Origin of the sequence: Bradyrhizobium sp. WBOS08, assembly GCF_024585125.1 — a bacterium.
Classification (GTDB): domain Bacteria; phylum Pseudomonadota; class Alphaproteobacteria; order Rhizobiales; family Xanthobacteraceae; genus Bradyrhizobium; species Bradyrhizobium japonicum_B.
Genome location: NZ_CP028988.1, coordinates 4,948,701 through 4,963,834, shown reverse-complemented (window position 1 = coordinate 4,963,834; position 15,134 = coordinate 4,948,701). Strand labels below are relative to the sequence as shown.

The window sequence follows — 15,134 nt, the reverse complement described above, 5'->3', positions numbered from 1 at the left end:
GCCTTTGCCCACCCTACGGAATCACCGTAGCGACTACCGCCGCTGGTTATACACGTCGATACACACCGCCCCGAGCAGCACCAGGCCCTTGATGACCTGCTGATAGTCGATGCCGATGCCGAGGATGGACATGCCGTTGTTCATCACGCCCATGATCATGGCGCCGACCACGGCGCCGCCGACCCGACCCACGCCGCCATAGGCCGAGGCGCCGCCGATGAAGCAGGCGGCGATGACGTCGAGCTCGAAGCCGAGCCCGGCCTTCGGGGTCGCGGTGTTGAGGCGCGCGGCGAAGACGAGGCCGGCGAGCGCGGCGAGCACGCCCATGTTGACGAAGGTGAGAAAGGTCAGCCGCTCCGTCTTGATGCCCGACAGCTTCGCCGCCTTCGCATTGCCGCCGACTGCATAGACCTGCCGACCGATCACGGTGCGACGGGTGACGAAGCCGTAGAGCGCGATCAAGGCGGTCATGATCACCAGCACGTTCGGCAGGCCGCGATGCGAGGCGATCAGATAGGTGAAATAGAGCACGGCGCAGGCGAGCAGGACGCTCTTGCCCAGGAAGAACGCGTAAGGCTCGACCTCGATGCCATGCGCTTGCTCGCGCGACCGCCCCTTGGCGCTGGCATAGACGAGGCCGAGCGCGAGCACGGCGCCGATCAGCATGGAGGTCGGATGCAGCGTGCCGGCCTCGGGCAGCAGCTCCGGAATGAAGCCGGAGGACAGCTTCTGGAAAGTTGCCGGGAACGGGCCGAGTGACTGGCCCTGCAGCACCGCGAGCGCGAGCCCCTTGAACACCAGCATGCCCGCCAGCGTGACGATGAAGGACGGAATGCCGAAATAGGCCACCCAGTAGCCCTGCGCCGCACCGATCGCTGCCCCCAGCAGCAGGCAGGCGATGAAGGCGAGCGTGTAGTCGACCTTGTAGGTCACCATCAGCACGGCGGCCACCGCGCCGACGAAGCCGGCGACCGAGCCGACCGAGAGGTCGATATGGCCGGTGACGATCACCAGCAGCATGCCGAGCGCCATGATGACGATGTAGCTGTTCTGAAGTACGAGATTGGTCAGGTTGAGCGGCTGCAGCAGCGTGCCGCCGGTCATGACCTGGAAAAACAGCATGATCGCGATCAGCGACATCAGCATGCCGTAGTTGCGCAGATTATTCTTGATGAAGCTGCCGTGCCGGCGCTCCTCGGGCAGCGACACCGTCTTGTCGGTCATGGCTGCATTCCTCCCATTTCCGCGGCCGCGGGCGCGGCGTTCCCAACGTTTCGTTCGTTGCGCATGATGGCGCGCATGATCTTCTCTTGCGTCGCGTCCGCGCCCCTGAACTCGCCAACGAAGGCGCCCTCGTTCATGACGCAGATGCGGTCACAGATGCCGAGCAGCTCGGGCATCTCCGAGGAGATCACCACGACGCCGCGGCCAGCCTCCGCCAGCTCGTTGATGATACAGTAAATCTCGTACTTGGCACCGACGTCGATGCCCCGCGTCGGCTCGTCCAGGATCAGGACTTTGGGGTCGGTCATCAGCCATTTCGACAGCACCACCTTCTGCTGGTTGCCGCCGGAGAGCTGGCCGGTCTCCTGGTAGACGTCGGAGCAGCGGATTCGCATGCGGGTGCGGTAGTCGCTGGCGACCTTCAGCTCGGCGATGTCGTCGATCACCCGGCCTGGCGCGACCTGATCGAGGCTGGCGAGCGTGATGTTCTTGCGGACGTCGTCGGCCAGGATCAGGCCGAGCTGCTTGCGGTCCTCGGTGACATAGGCGAGGCCGGCATCGATCGCCGCCGCGACGCTCGGCAGCACGATCTCCCGCCCCTCCAGCCGGATCGTGCCGCTGATATTGGTTCCCCAGGACCGGCCGAACAGGCTCATGGCAAATTCGGTGCGTCCGGCGCCCATCAATCCGGCAATGCCGACGACCTCGCCGCGCCTGACGCCGAAATCGACGTTCTTGATCACCTGCCGCTCGGGATGGATCGGGTGGTAGACCGACCAGTTGGCGACGTCGAGCACAGGCTCGCCGATCTTGGCGTCACGCTCCGGGAAGCGGTGGGCCATATCGCGATTGACCATGCTGCGGATGATACGATCTTCCTGGATCGGCTCGGCATGGCAATCGATGCTGTCGACGGTACGGCCGTCGCGCAGCACGGTGATGTGGTCGGCAACCTTGGCGACCTCGTTGAGCTTGTGCGAGATCAGGATCGAGCCGATGCCCTGCTCGCGGAAGGCCATCAGGCGCTCGAGCAGCGCGGCGCTGTCGGCCTCGTTCAGGCTGGCGGTCGGCTCGTCCAGGATCAGCATCCGCACCCGCTTGGACAGCGCCTTGGCGATTTCGACCAATTGCTGCTTGCCGACGCCGAGATCGGTGATCAGCGTATCCGGGGATTCCTTCAGGCCGACCTGGGCCAGCAATTCCTGCGTGCGCCGGTACACCTCGTCGCGGTCGATCACGCCGAGCTTCGAGGGCGGATGCGACAGGAAGATGTTTTCCGCGATCGACATCAGCGGGATCAGCGCCAGCTCCTGGTGGATGATAATAATGCCGAGCGCCTCGGAATCGTTGATGTCGCGGAAGCGCCGCTCCTCGCCTTCGAAGACGATGGTGCCCTCGTAGCTGCCGTACGGGTAGACCCCGCTCAGCACCTTCATGAGCGTCGACTTGCCGGCGCCGTTCTCGCCGACGAGCGCGTGGATCTGTCCGGCGTGAACCGAGAAGTTGACGTCGCGCAGCGCCTGCACACCGGCAAAGCTCTTGCTGACGTTACGCATCTCCAGCATGGCGGTCATCGCAGCGTGTCCTTCTTATCCTCCGCCGTCAGTCCGGGGCGATGCAAAGCATCGAACCCGGAATCTCGAGGTTCCGGGTTCGCCCCTTCGGGCGCCCCGGAACGACGTGGCACTCAGTTACTGGAACTGCGCCTTCTTGTAGTAGCCGCTGTCGACCAGGACCTTCTCCCAATTGTCCTTGTAGACCACGACCGGCTTGAGCAGGTAGGACGGCACGGTCTTGACGCCGTTCTCGTAGGTCTTGGTGTCGTTGACCGTGACCTGCTTGCCGGCGAGCGCGGCGTCGACCATGTCGGCGGTCACCTTGGCGAGGTCGCGGGTGTCCTTGAAGATGGTCGAATATTGGTCGCCGCGCAGCATCGCCTTGATCGAAGGCACCTCGGCGTCCTGCCCTGAAATGATCGGCATCGGCTGACCGGCGCTGCCATAGCCGACGCCCTTCAGTGACGAAATGATGCCGATCGAAATGCCGTCATAAGGCGACAACACGGCATTGAGCTTCTTGTTGCCGTAATAGGCGCTGAGCAGGTTGTCCATGCGGGCCTGGGCCGTGGCACCGTCCCAACGCAGGGTCGCGACCTTGTCCATGCCCATCTGGCCCGAGGCGACGACGAGCTTGCCGCTGTCGATGTAGGGCTTCAGCACGCTCATCGCGCCGTTGTAGAAGAAGTAGGCATTGTTGTCGTCCGGCGAGCCGCCGAACAGTTCGATGTTGAACGGGCCCTTGCCTTCCTTCAGCCCGAGCCCCTGCTCGATCGATTGCGCCTGCAAGACGCCGACCTGGAAATTGTCGAAGGTCGCGTAATAGTCGACGTTCGGCGTGCCGCGGATCAGGCGGTCATAGGCGATCACGGTGATGCCTTTTGCTTTCGCCTGCTTGAGCACGTCGGACAGCGTCGTGCCGTCGATTGCGGCGATCACCAGTGCTTTCGCGCCCTTGGTCACCATGTTCTCGACTTGCGAGAGCTGGTTCGGAATGTCGTCCTCGGCATATTGCAGGTCGGTGTTGTAGCCGCGTTCCTTCAGCACCTTGACCATGTTGTTGCCGTCGTCGATCCAGCGCGCCGACGACTTCGTCGGCATGGCGATGCCGACGGTCGCCTTGTCCTGGGCGGCAGCGGGAAGGCTCGTGGCCATCGTCGCAGCGCCCGCCAGCGCCAGTGCGAGGAATGCGGTCTTCAGTTTCTGCATGTTTCACTCCCTTGGGTATCAGATTGTCTGTTCGTGTCGTCGAGAACGTGCCGTGGTTGCTTTCTTGTCTCCTATGCGAGCTTGACGTCGGGCTCCGCGCGACCGCGCGCGGAGCCCTCCAATAGAAAGGTGTAACCGGCTTGCGGATCGGCGGCGCGCGCGGCCGTGTCCATGTCCTGCCAGGCGGAGGTGACGAGGAGACGCGACAGGTCGGGGCCGACGAAGGCCGGGCAACTCGCCTGCCGCGCCGGCACGCCGAGCGAGCGCAGGCGTTCGCCTTGCGGAGAATAGACGTCAATCCGGCTCGCGCCCCAGCAGGCGTTCCAGATCTGCCCGTCGGCGTCGCACACCGAGCCGTCGAGACCGCCAATGCCGGTATGGCGCAGCAGCACCTCCGGCTCGCCGCGCGGCAGGCCGGTCGCGGGATTGAGCGGCACGGCATAGAGCACGGCGCGCGGAGTGTCGGTGAAGTAGCCGGTGGCGCCATCCGGCGAGAAGCAGATCGAATTGGGGATGCTGATGCCGGGAAACAGCGTCGAGATCTTGCCGCGATGGAGCGCGTAGATCGCTCCGGCCCTCGGCTCGGCCTTCTTGCCCATGGTGCCGATCCAGAACGTGCCAGACTGGTGCACGCGGCAATCGTTGGAGCGCGTGACGGGATTGTCCGCCTCGAGCGCGAGGAACAGCGTCATGGCGCCATCGGCGAGCTTGCGGATGTAAAGCCCGTCCTCGGCGATGATCAACTGCCGTTCGGCATCGATGCGCCCGAGCGCGCTCGCCATCCGGCCGAGCGCATGGACGCGGATGCTGCCGCTGCCGAGTTGCGCCTCGAACAGCCGTCCCTCGCGGATGTCGAACCACCAGGCGGTGTCGGTGGTCACGTCATAGGTCGGGCCCTCGCCGAGATGGCAGGGGTCGTCCGAGAGAACGGTGGTCGGCACCTGCTCCATCATGGCGACCTCACTGCAAAGCGATACACCGTGTGATGGCGATAGACCTGGCCGGGATCGAGGCGCGGGCTCGGAAAATCCGGCCGGTTCGGCGCATCAGGCCAGATGTGCGGCTCCAGGCAAATGGCGTCCGACTGCCGGATCAGCTTGCCGCCCTTCCCCGAAATCGTGCCGTCCAGGTAATTGCCGGAATAGACCTGAAGGCCGGGCTGGTCGGTGAACAGCTCCATGATCCGCCCCGAGCGCGGCGCCTCCAGCCTTGCGGCGAGCGCGAGCTTGCCGTCGCGGCCGAGGCAATAGGTGTGGTCGTAGCCCCTGCCGTTCTGCAATTGCTGATCGCCCTGCCGAATGCGCTCGCCGACCGGCCGAGCTTCGCGGAAATCGAACGGCGTGCCGGCAACGCGACGCGGCGGCTCCGGCAGCGGAATGGCGGTGGGATCGATCGCGAGGAAATGCTCGGCGGCGACCGTCAGGCGGTGGTCGAGGATGGACGCGCCTGACGTTGCGCCGTCGAGATTGAAGAAGCTGTGGTTGGTCAGGTTGACGATGGTCGGCCGGTCGCTGCGCGCTTCCATGGAAAGCGACAGTTCGGCCGGGCCGGTGACGCGATAGGTCAGGCGGACATCGAGCTTGCCGGGATAGTTCTCCTCCCCGTGCGGACTCGTATAGGCGAGCGTCACTGCGGGCTCTGCGCCCTCGTCGATCTCCACGATCTCCCAGAGCTTGCGGTCGAATCCATCGAGACCGCCGTGCAGGGCATTCGGCCCGTTGTTGACGGCAAGCTGCACCGTCTCGCCATCCAGCGAGAACCGCCCCCCAGCGATGCGGTTGGCGTAGCGGCCGACGGTGGCGCCGAAGAACTTTCGTTCCGAGAGAAAGCCGGCGAACGTGTCGTGGCCGAGCACGACGTCGTCATGACCGCCCTTCGCATCCGGCGCGATCAGCGCCTGAAGCACAGCACCATGGGTGATGATCCGCGCTTCGAATCCGCCTGCCCCGCGCAGCACGATGCGCTCGACATCGCGGCCATCAGGCAGTCTCCCGAAGACATCTTTTTCGATTGTTGAGCCAGCCATGTCTAATCCACGAACGGTTCGACAATTGTGCGCTTGCCGAGCAGGAAGGCGTCGGCGACGAGACGCAGCGGTGTCAGATCGACGTCGCTTGCGCCGGTCGCCGCGAGCTCGACGAAGCGCCGGTAGAGTCCGCGATATTCCTCATCGGGAGCTTCGGCAAGAACCTTGTCGTCGATGGCCATGCGCGCGCCCCCATTGAACAAGGTCATCCGGCCGCGATCGGTATCGACGACAATATCCCAGCTCTGCGGCCCGGTCTGGCGAAAGTCGAACTCGGCGGTCACAGGCAGGCCGCCTATGTCGGTCAGGGTCAGGCTCGCAGCGATCGGCGCTTGGCAGTTTGCGGGAAAGGCAAGTTCGGCCGCGGTGACGAACACCGGCCTGGGCAGGATTCTGGTCAGGATCGACAACGCATTGATGCCGGGATCGAACACGCCAAGACCGCCTGGTTCCCAGATCCAGCTCTGGCCGGGATGCCAGACGCGGACATCCTCCTTCCAGCTGATGTGCACCGATTGGATGCGTCGCCCGGCGAGCCATTGTCGCGCGGGCTCGACCGCCGGCGCATGGCGTGAATGCCAGGTCGCAAACAGCGTTCGCCTTGCCTGCGCCGCCATCTCGACCAGCGGATCGAGCTCGGCCACGCCGGCGCCCGGCGGCTTTTCCAGCATGACATGCTTGCCAGCAGCAAGCGCCGCGGCCGCCTGCGCGCGCCTCACCTGCGGCGGCGTGCACAGCGACACGGCGTCGATCGGCGGACCTTTCTCCAGCAGCTCCTCGATGGTCGCGAAGTGCGGCAGGCCCGGCAGCGAGGCATTGCGGCTGGCAATCGCCGCCAGCATCGCGCCCGGCACCGCCGCAATTGCGCCGACGTGCTGGTCGCGCGCGATCTTGCCGAAACCGACGATGGCGATGCGAAGTTCCGTCACGATCTCTCTCCGGATTCGGCCGATGGCACCGTCTCGGCCGCTGCGGTCTCGATAACCGTGCCCTCATGGCGATGCATGCCGTTGTGAATGACGAAGACCATCGCCTCCGAGGCGGCGTCGGCATCGCCCGCCGCGATCGCATCGACGATGTTCTGGTGCCATTGCAGCACCGTGTCGCGGTCCTCCGGCTCGACCGGGGCGCTGAGCAGGAACGAGGCGCGCAGCGCTGCCTCGATGACGTGGCCGATCGAGCGCATGAACAGATTGCCGGAGGCGCGCGCCACCGCGACGTGAAGCGCGAGGTCGGCATCGGCAAAGCCGACCGAGTCGGACGCTTCGAGCCGCATCCGCTCCATGCTGTGCCGGAGCTCGGCCAGGTCCTGCTCGGACCGCCGCGTGGCCGCCAGCATCGCCGCGCGCGGCTCGACCGCAAGACGGATCTCGGCGAGATCGTTCAGGAAGCGCTTGTCGATGCCGGCGTCCAGGTGCCAGGCCAGCACGTCGGCGTCGAACATGTTCCAGGCGCCGCGCTCGCGCACGACGGTGCCGACCCGCGCCTTGGTGGTGAGCAGCCCCTTGGCGACCAGCGTCTTCACGCTCTCCCGCAGCACCGGCCGCGACACGCCGAACATCGCGATCATCTCGGCGTCGCCCGGCAGGCGCGTCCCCTCCGCGTAACGTCCGGCGATGATGTCGATGCCGATCGAGCGGGCGACCTCCGCATGATTGGAGTGGGCCCGCCGCGTCGGGATGACCACGATGCGCGAGGTCATCGGACGGCCCCTGCGCTCTTCGCCGCCGGCCGGCGCGCGAGCGCGACCAGGCTGCCGCCGAGCGCGTAGACGTTGGCGCCGAACCGGGTGAGATGCAGCAGCAGCGCGCCGCCGATGACGGGCACCAGCAGGATGATCGCGATCGCCGTCAACCGCCCGCCTCCGGGCATCCGCAACGCGGCGTCGAACACCGCCGGGCGGGCTGCGCGATCAGCAACGCGGCGGTGGCGCTGACCGCAAAGAGGGCTTTGAGGATCGTCAGGCGCGTCTCCCAAGATTTGTCCTGGGCGCCGGATCGGTCGCGTGGCGCCCGCAAAGACCGCCCTTTGCGGGCGATGGCGGGTACTATTCCACGGAAGATGGGTTCCGACTAGTCATATTATTTGACTATTTTGGGGAAATGCACGGAGGAGCAGCGCGCGGTTCTATGACACGCTAAGCGGGATTTTGTTCCAGTGATGCAACGGGCAGTAAAGGGAATTTTGCGGATTTGGATGCAAGTGCTCTGTCCGCAACGGCGGCGATAAACGGTCGCGCGCGCTCTCTTCCCGCTATAGCGGACGCAGCGAGGCAATGCAGAATCTCCAAGATTCCGGCTTGCCTTCGCTGCGCTGGCGATGACGGTGTGGATAGAGTTCCGCGTCTATCGCGTATTTTGCGCTGAGGCGAAGAGCTAGATCAGCTTCCGCTGCGCCAGGTTCTTCATCAGCGCGCCGATGCCGAAGGTCCAGGGCTCGCACTCGTCGCTGGTGCGCATGCGGTTGACGAGCTTGCCGAGCTCGGGTGCCGCGATCGTGACGATGTCGTCGCGCTTGTGGGTGAAGCCCTGTCCCGGCGCATCGCGGTCCTTCACGGGCGCGAACATCGTGCCGAGGAACAGCACGAAGCCGTCGGGGTATTGATGGATCTTGCCGATGGTCTGCGCGACGAGGTCGGTCGGGTCGCGGCTGATCTTGCTGATGGAGGAATGACCGTCGAGAACGAACCCGTCCGTGCCCTTGACGTTCAGGCTGATGTCGAGCTTGCGCGCATCGTCGAGCGTGAAGCTGTCGTCGAACAGGCGCAGCAACGGCCCGATCGAGCAGGAGGCGTTGTTGTCCTTGGCCTTCGACAGCAGCAGCGCCGAGCGCCCTTCGAAGTCGCGCAAGTTCACGTCATTACCGAGTGCTCCGCCGACGATCTTGCCGCGGCTGGAGACGAACAGTACGAGTTCAGGCTCGGGATTGTTCCAGGTCGATTTCGGGTGCAGGCCCGCATCCATGCCGGTGCCGACGGAGGACATGGTCGGGGCCTTGGTGAAGACCTCGGCATCGGGGCCGATGCCGACTTCGAGATACTGGCTCCAGGCGTTCTGGTCGATCAGCACCTGCTTCAGGTGCATGGCCTGATCGGAGCCCGGCTTGAGCTTCGACAGATCGTCGCCGATCAGCCGCGTCACCTCCTTGCGGATCGCCTCGGCCGAGGCCGGATTGCCCTTGGCGCGCTCCTCGATCACACGCTCCAGCATCGAGATGACGAAGGTGACGCCCGCCGCCTTCAGGGTCTGGAGATCGACCGGCGCGAGCAGCCAGGGCTTTTTCGGATCACGCCCATCGGGTGCCGTGTTGGCCACGAGGGCCTCGAGATCGCCGATGCGCTCGCCCTTGGTCGCGCCGAGCGCCTTGGCCGGTTCGTCTTCCTCGCAGAGCGCGCTGACGGTCGGAAACTTTGCGGTGACGTCGAATACGCCATCGCCCCGCACGGCGACGACGGCCGGACCGTTCACCTGCGGCAGCCAGACGCGGCCGACCAGCGTCCCCTTCGTTCCATCCTCGGGGAGAAGGTCCTTCACGGTCAATGTCGTCATGGCGGCGTCCTCGCTCTATCCAGGGGATCGGCCGTTCGCAGCAGCCGATCTCGTTGGCGAAGACAAATAAACGTCTGGCTCCGGATGTCCAGAGCGGCGCCGCTAGGCCCCTGCCCGGGCCTTGCGGGCTGCGATCTGCTGCAGTGCCCAACGCGCATTCTTGCGGACATCGGGATCGGGATCGTCGGCGATCACGGCGAGGAATGCCTCACCGTCGGGATGCGCGATCTCGCCGAGCGCGGCGGCGGCTTCCTTGCGCAGGTTGGCCTGGTCGTGGTTGACGCAATTGCCGATCGGCCGCACCGCACGTTCGATCTTCATCCTCCCGAGGCTGCGGATCGCCTTCAGCCGCACCTGCCAGAACTCGTCCGCGAGGCAAGCGACGAGCTGATCAGCCGCGATCGCACCATTGACGTTCAGGCCCAGTGTCTCCGCGGCCATCTCACGCACCATCCAGTCGCCGTCCTTCAGCGCACGGGTGATGGTCTCGGCCGCCGGCTTCATCTGCGAGAACGCCAGCGCGCTCACGGCGGCACGGCGGACATGGGCGTCGGGATCGTTGATCAGCGCGGTCAGGGCGGGGATGGATTCCTCCAGCTTGAGGAAGCCGATCACGCCGATGGCCTGCACGCGCACGGCGGCATCGGTATCCTGCAGCGCTTCCAGCGCCGGCTTCAGCGTGTCCCTGCATCGCAGCTCCTTCAGCGCACGCAGCGCGCCCATGCGGACGAAGGCGTGGGCGTGCCTCACCAACGGCAAGATCACCTCCGCGCAGGCGGGATCCTTGAACTCGGCCATGCTGTCGGCCGCGGCGGCCGCGACGATCGTTTCGGGATCGACCAGCAGCTTGACCAGCGCGCTTGCCGCCTCCGGCCCGTCGAACTCGCCGAGCGCCATCGCCACTTGCTGGCGCACGCCGGCGTCGGGATCGGCGACCATGTTGGCGAGATGCGCGACGGCTGCGGGATCACCGGAATGGCCGAGCGCGATGATGGCGACGCGGCGCTCGGCGGGATCGGCCGCCTGCAAGCGCTCGTCGGCGTCTTCCAGATCGTCATAGGATTCGAACGGGCTCGACATGATCACCTCAACAAATAGGGAATGTTGACGGTGACGGCGCCGGTCGGGCAATCGGCCTCGCAGGGCATGCAGTACCAGCACTCGTCATAGGCCATGTAGGCCTTGTTGGTCATGTCGCTGATGCGCAAGACGTCGAGCGGACAGACGTCGACGCAGACGGTGCAGCCCTTGTCGGCGATGCACTTGGCGTCGTCGACGACCACCGGAACCGAGGTCTGATAGGACGCGAGAGGCATTTGATGTCTCCTGTTGCTGTGGCGCGGTGGATCAGGCGGAGGCGCGAATGCGCTGCTTGTCGTAAAGGTCCTTCTCGTCGTCCGCGATCGGGACGACATAGGGCTCGACGGCGCGCTTTTCGCTGGTCATCTTGCCGTCCTGCTTGGACAGCAGGGTGTGGCAGAACCAGTTCTCGTTGTCCTTCTCCGGGAAATCGGTGCGCCAGTGATAGAGGCCCCAGCGGCTCTCCTCGCGGTAGAGCGAGGCGTGCGCGGCCATGTCGGCGCAGTCCATGATCGACTGCACTTCGAGCGCACGCAGCAGCTCGTGCGCGTTGCGCGCGATCATTCGCTCCTGCATGTCCTCCCTCGCCTCGGCGAGACGGCGCATGCCGAGCTCGTACTTGCGCGTGACCTTCGGCGGCTGGAGATAGTCGTTGACGAGGCGGCGGGTCTTGTACTCGATCTGATTCGGCGGAATGCCATCCTCGCGCTTCGTCGGCGCCATCACGCGGTCGCGCTCCATCGCGACGTCGGCCGCATCGAACTCCGCGAAATCGTGACTGTCGGCAAACTCCATGGCGTCGATGCCGGCGACCGAACCGTTGGTGAAGGCACCGAGCATGTAATTGTGCGGCACGCTCGCCATGTCGCCGGCGGCGTAGAGGCCGGGCACCGTGGTGCGCGCATTGTCGTCCACGAATACGCCGGAGGCGCTGTGGCCCGAGCAGAAGCCGATCTCGGAGATATGCATCTCAATCGACTCGCTGCGGTAGTCGACGCCGCGTCCTTGCTGGAACAGCCCGCGCGTCGGCCGCTCCACCTTGTGCAGCGTGGATTCGATCTCCGAGATGGTGTCCGGATGCAGATGCTTGAGCTGGAGGAACACTGGGCCCTTGCCAGACAACAGCTCGTTGTAGAATTCCAGCATCATCTGGCCCGACCAGTAATCGCATTCGATGAAGCGCGAGCCCTCGTTATTGGCCGTGTACGCGCCGAAGGGACCGGCGACATAGGCGCAGGCCGGGCCGTTATAGTCCTTGATCAGCGGGTTGATCTGGAAGCATTCGAGGTTCGCGAGCGCGGCGCCGGCATGATAGGCCGTGGCGTAGCCATCGCCGGAATTGGCGGCGTTCTCGTAGGTGCCGAACATATAGCCGGAGGTCGGCAGGCCGAGGCGGCCAGCGGCGCCCATGCACAGGATCACGGCCTTGGCCTTGATCACCAGCATCTCGGCGGTGCGGGTGTTGACGCTCACCGCGCCGGCGATGCGGCCGTCCGACGATTTCAGCAGCCGCGTCGCCATGTAGCGATTGGAGATCAGGATGCGGGCGCGGCGGAGCTGGCGGTAGAGCGCCTTTTTCACGGTCTCGCCGTTCGGCATCGGCAGCACGTAGGTGCCGATGTGGTGCACCTTCTTGACCGCGTAATCGCCGTTCTCGTTCTTCAGGAAGCGGATGCCGAAGCTGTCGAGCTCCTCGATGATCGAGTAACAGTTCTGGGCATATTTATAGACCGCCTTCTGGTCGACGATGCCATCGTTCGCGATGGTGATTTCCTTGGTGTACTGCTCGGGCGTCGCATAGCCGGGGATGACGGCGTTGTTGAGCCCGTCCATGCCCATCGAGATCGCGCCGGAGCGCTTGACGTTGGCCTTTTCGAGCAGGACGACGTTGGCCTTCGGGTTCTTCAGCTTCGCCTTCAGCGCCGCCATCGGGCCGGCCGTGCCGCCGCCGATCACCAGCACATCGCAGGAAACCTCCGAAAGTCCGTCGACGATCTGATCTAGTGCCATCACTTGCTCCTGGTTCGCCGATCCCGGCGCCTTTGCATCAGAGTTGTTCAGGGGGCGTCGCGGCGATAGCAATTAGTTGTCGCCCGAGCGCGATTTGCGCCTCAGCGCTCGACAAAGGCCTTCTCGATCACGAAATGACCGGGCCGGCTGTAATTGCCCTCGACGAAGCCGCGCGCGGAGAACATCGCGTGAAGCTCTTCCAGCATCGCAGGACTGCCGCACAGCATGATGCGGTCGGTCTCGATATCGAGCCCTGATAGCCCGACATCCTCGAACAGCTGGTTCGAGGCGATCAGATCGGTGATGCGGCCGCGATTGCGGAAGGGCTCGCGGGTCACGGTCGGGTAGTAAACCAGCTTGTCGCGGATCAGCGGTCCGAAGAATTCGTGGTTGCGCAGGCTTTCGACGACATTTTCGCCATAGGCGAGCTCGGAGACCTGACGGCAGCCATGGGCGAGCACGATGGCCTCGTAGTTCTCGTAGACATCCGGATCCTTGATCAGGCTGGCGAAGGGCGCAAGGCCCGTGCCGGTCGAGAGCAGCAGCAGCCGCTTTCCAGGAATGAGATTGCCGGTGATCAACGTGCCCGTCGCCTTGCGGCCGACCAGGATGATGTCGCCCTCCCTGATCTTCTGCAGGCGCGAGGTCAGCGGGCCGTCCTGCACCTTGATCGAGAAGAATTCGAGCGCCTCCTCGTGGTTGGCGCTGGCCATGCTGTAGGCGCGCATGAGCGGCCTGCCCTCGACCTCGAGCCCGATCATCGCGAACTGGCCGTTCTGGAAGCGGAAGCCGGGATCGCGGGTCGCGGTGAAGCTGAACAGAGAGTCGGTCCAGTGCTTGACTGACAGAACCGTCTCCTTCTGGAATGCACTCATGGTCTCTCCTTCTCGATGATGCCAAGGTCTCGGAGAGAGGAGAGTCCGGCAATTCGGAAGTGAGAGTTCCGGTCGATTAGTTTCCCATTTCATGGAGCGATGATCGACCTGAGCGCGGTGGTCATGCCCGCCCCGGCAATTAGTTGCTATTCGTGCACGCCCGCACCGACATAGATAGAAGCCGGAGGTTCGTCATGACCATGACCGCATTGGTGGCGCCGACCGTGGCCGACTATGAAGCCAGCGCTGATCTGGCCGCGCTTCTCGTCCGCACCACGCAGGACGATACGCTGCGCGTGTCCGCCGAAACACTCCGCCTCTCCTGCAAGTGCGCTCACTGCACGCGCGCCCGCTTCGACGGCCGCTTCCCGGAGACGTTTCCGGGAATTGCGATCACAGAGGTCGGCGATCTCGGCTACGGGCTGAACATCTCGTTCTCGGACGGGCATGACAGGGGGATTTACCCGAAGACGTATCTGCTGAGCCTGGCGGGGCGTTGACCAATGTCGTCATTCCGGGGCGCCCGGAGGGCGAGCCCGGAATCCATAACCCCCGCTCGCAATTATGGATTCCGGGTCTGCGCGCCTTGCGCGCATCCCGGAATGACGCCGGAGGTTGGCGCATTCCATCTGGCACGGACATTGCTCCTCTTTAGAACGATTTGAACGTTCCGGAGGCAGACGATGTTGCAGGCAGCGAATGCGGTTCGCGGGGCCGTTCCCCCGGCAGTCCGGCCTGCGGGCAGCTCGTCGCTGCTGCTCACCGAGAACCAGCAATGGATCGGCGGACCGCCACCGCTGATGGACAAGCTGTCGCCGCGCGAGCGGGAAGCGGTGCTGAAACAGGGCCGGCGAAAGGTGCTGAACCGCGGCCAGACGCTGTTCAACCAGGGCGGCAAGCATGACGGCATCTGGCTGATCGAGAGCGGCCGTATCCGCGTGTTCTACACCTCGCCGCAGGGGCGCGAGATCACGCTCGCCTATTGGCATGTCGGCAATTTCGTCGGCGGACCCGAAGTGTTCGAGGGCACCGTGCACCAATGGTCCGGCGTTGCGTCCAGCAATTGCAGCGTCGTGCACCTGCCCGGCAAGGAATTGCGGTCCCTTGCCGCCGAGATCCCGAACCTCGCCATCGGCCTGATCGAGGGCCTGACCTTCAAGGGCAAATGCTATTCGGCGCTGGCGCAGATGCTGGGGACGCGCTCGATCACGCAGCGCCTTGCGCATCTCCTGTTGCATCTCGTCGAGCTCTACGGCGTCGACGATGCCGACGGCACCGTGATCGCGGCGGCTTTCACCCACGCCGACATCGCCCACATGGTCGGCGCCACCAGGCAGTGGGTCACCATCAGCCTCAAGCGCATGCAGGAAAAGGGAATCGTGCAGACCAAGCGGTCGCAGATCGTGGTCTGCCGGACCGACGTGCTGGAGGAGATGCGCGGTCACGCAGCTGACTAGGCGAATTTGCGACCAAGGCCGGTGCACAGGCAAGCGGCTTTATAGTGCAGGACTGCCCAAGGAGTATGCAATCACCTTTTCCCGGCAACTAATCGACTGCGGTCACCATTCCGGATTTGCCCTGCCCTCGCCCTCACCCAATCATGGCA

At 64.7% G+C, this 15,134-nt stretch carries 14 protein-coding genes and 1 pseudogene; 2 read left to right on the top strand and 13 right to left on the bottom strand.

Annotated features, from left to right (window positions below; genetic code table 11):
• Window positions 1-33 precede the first annotated feature (33 nt).
• The 13 genes and pseudogenes from mmsB to DCM80_RS23170 form a co-directional block, all read right to left on the bottom strand.
• Window positions 34-1,224, bottom strand: a complete 1,191-nt coding sequence (gene mmsB / locus DCM80_RS23230) for a multiple monosaccharide ABC transporter permease (RefSeq protein WP_257177625.1) — start codon at window positions 1,222-1,224, stop codon at window positions 34-36.
• The gene (mmsA, locus tag DCM80_RS23225; protein ID WP_257193867.1) at window positions 1,221-2,798 is read right to left on the bottom strand and encodes a multiple monosaccharide ABC transporter ATP-binding protein; all 1,578 of its coding nucleotides are present in this window, start codon (window positions 2,796-2,798) and stop codon (window positions 1,221-1,223) included. The genes mmsB and mmsA overlap by 4 nt, the downstream gene beginning before the upstream one ends.
• Window positions 2,799-2,915: 117 nt before the next feature.
• Window positions 2,916-3,989, bottom strand: coding sequence for a multiple monosaccharide ABC transporter substrate-binding protein (chvE, locus tag DCM80_RS23220; protein ID WP_257193866.1), 1,074 nt, complete (start codon window positions 3,987-3,989; stop codon window positions 2,916-2,918).
• Between the two features lie 71 nt (window positions 3,990-4,060).
• Window positions 4,061-4,939, bottom strand: coding sequence for an SMP-30/gluconolactonase/LRE family protein (locus tag DCM80_RS23215; RefSeq protein WP_257198020.1), 879 nt, complete (start codon window positions 4,937-4,939; stop codon window positions 4,061-4,063).
• Entirely contained in the window at window positions 4,939-6,015 is a 1,077-nt protein-coding gene (locus DCM80_RS23210) for an aldose epimerase family protein (RefSeq protein ID WP_257193865.1), read from the bottom strand. Before DCM80_RS23210 ends, DCM80_RS23215 begins: the two co-directional genes overlap by 1 nt.
• Window positions 6,016-6,017: 2 nt before the next feature.
• On the bottom strand, window positions 6,018-6,944 hold the full coding sequence (locus tag DCM80_RS23205) for a Gfo/Idh/MocA family protein (RefSeq protein ID WP_257193864.1): 927 nt from the start codon (window positions 6,942-6,944) through the stop codon (window positions 6,018-6,020).
• Window positions 6,941-7,717, bottom strand: coding sequence for a FadR/GntR family transcriptional regulator (locus DCM80_RS23200; protein ID WP_257193863.1), 777 nt, complete (start codon window positions 7,715-7,717; stop codon window positions 6,941-6,943). Before DCM80_RS23200 ends, DCM80_RS23205 begins: the two co-directional genes overlap by 4 nt.
• Window positions 7,718-7,767: 50 nt before the next feature.
• Window positions 7,768-7,908: pseudogene (locus tag DCM80_RS23195) on the bottom strand (sugar ABC transporter permease YjfF); the annotation flags it as partial.
• A 482-nt stretch (window positions 7,909-8,390) separates the two neighbouring features.
• Window positions 8,391-9,563: a fumarylacetoacetate hydrolase family protein gene (locus DCM80_RS23190; protein ID WP_257193861.1), complete on the bottom strand. Its 1,173-nt coding sequence runs from the start codon at window positions 9,561-9,563 to the stop codon at window positions 8,391-8,393.
• 102 nt (window positions 9,564-9,665) lie between these two features.
• Complete coding sequence (locus DCM80_RS23185; protein WP_257193860.1) at window positions 9,666-10,643, bottom strand: HEAT repeat domain-containing protein; 978 nt, start codon at window positions 10,641-10,643, stop codon at window positions 9,666-9,668.
• Window positions 10,644-10,645: 2 nt separating this feature from the next.
• Window positions 10,646-10,879 (bottom strand): ferredoxin family protein, encoded by a 234-nt coding sequence (locus tag DCM80_RS23180; protein WP_007593252.1) that lies wholly within the window; start codon window positions 10,877-10,879, stop codon window positions 10,646-10,648.
• 31 nt (window positions 10,880-10,910) lie between these two features.
• Window positions 10,911-12,653 (bottom strand): fumarate reductase/succinate dehydrogenase flavoprotein subunit, encoded by a 1,743-nt coding sequence (locus tag DCM80_RS23175; RefSeq protein WP_257193859.1) that lies wholly within the window; start codon window positions 12,651-12,653, stop codon window positions 10,911-10,913.
• Between the two features lie 101 nt (window positions 12,654-12,754).
• Window positions 12,755-13,528: a ferredoxin--NADP reductase gene (locus tag DCM80_RS23170; protein WP_257193858.1), complete on the bottom strand. Its 774-nt coding sequence runs from the start codon at window positions 13,526-13,528 to the stop codon at window positions 12,755-12,757.
• 194 nt (window positions 13,529-13,722) lie between these two features.
• On the opposite strand from DCM80_RS23170, the gene DCM80_RS23165 reads away from it, so the two are divergent.
• Both DCM80_RS23165 and DCM80_RS23160 read left to right on the top strand, forming a co-directional pair.
• Complete coding sequence (locus DCM80_RS23165) at window positions 13,723-14,028, top strand: DUF971 domain-containing protein (RefSeq protein WP_257193857.1); 306 nt, start codon at window positions 13,723-13,725, stop codon at window positions 14,026-14,028.
• A 183-nt stretch (window positions 14,029-14,211) separates the two neighbouring features.
• Window positions 14,212-14,985, top strand: a complete 774-nt coding sequence (locus tag DCM80_RS23160; protein ID WP_257177614.1) for a Crp/Fnr family transcriptional regulator — start codon at window positions 14,212-14,214, stop codon at window positions 14,983-14,985.
• The last annotated feature ends 149 nt before the right edge of the window (window positions 14,986-15,134 follow it).

Coding starts and splice junctions, on each gene's coding strand:
- mmsB (WP_257177625.1), bottom strand. CDS start 1,224: ATGACCGACAAGACGGTGTCGCTGCCCGAGGAGCGCCGGCACGGCAGC.
- mmsA (WP_257193867.1), bottom strand. CDS start 2,798: ATGACCGCCATGCTGGAGATGCGTAACGTCAGCAAGAGCTTTGCCGGT.
- chvE (WP_257193866.1), bottom strand. CDS start 3,989: ATGCAGAAACTGAAGACCGCATTCCTCGCACTGGCGCTGGCGGGCGCT.
- DCM80_RS23215 (WP_257198020.1), bottom strand. CDS start 4,939: ATGGAGCAGGTGCCGACCACCGTTCTCTCGGACGACCCCTGCCATCTC.
- DCM80_RS23210 (WP_257193865.1), bottom strand. CDS start 6,015: ATGGCTGGCTCAACAATCGAAAAAGATGTCTTCGGGAGACTGCCTGAT.
- DCM80_RS23200 (WP_257193863.1), bottom strand. CDS start 7,717: ATGACCTCGCGCATCGTGGTCATCCCGACGCGGCGGGCCCACTCCAAT.
- DCM80_RS23190 (WP_257193861.1), bottom strand. CDS start 9,563: ATGACGACATTGACCGTGAAGGACCTTCTCCCCGAGGATGGAACGAAG.
- DCM80_RS23185 (WP_257193860.1), bottom strand. CDS start 10,643: ATGTCGAGCCCGTTCGAATCCTATGACGATCTGGAAGACGCCGACGAG.
- DCM80_RS23180 (WP_007593252.1), bottom strand. CDS start 10,879: ATGCCTCTCGCGTCCTATCAGACCTCGGTTCCGGTGGTCGTCGACGAC.
- DCM80_RS23175 (WP_257193859.1), bottom strand. CDS start 12,653: ATGGCACTAGATCAGATCGTCGACGGACTTTCGGAGGTTTCCTGCGAT.
- DCM80_RS23170 (WP_257193858.1), bottom strand. CDS start 13,528: ATGAGTGCATTCCAGAAGGAGACGGTTCTGTCAGTCAAGCACTGGACC.
- DCM80_RS23165 (WP_257193857.1), top strand. CDS start 13,723: ATGACCATGACCGCATTGGTGGCGCCGACCGTGGCCGACTATGAAGCC.
- DCM80_RS23160 (WP_257177614.1), top strand. CDS start 14,212: ATGTTGCAGGCAGCGAATGCGGTTCGCGGGGCCGTTCCCCCGGCAGTC.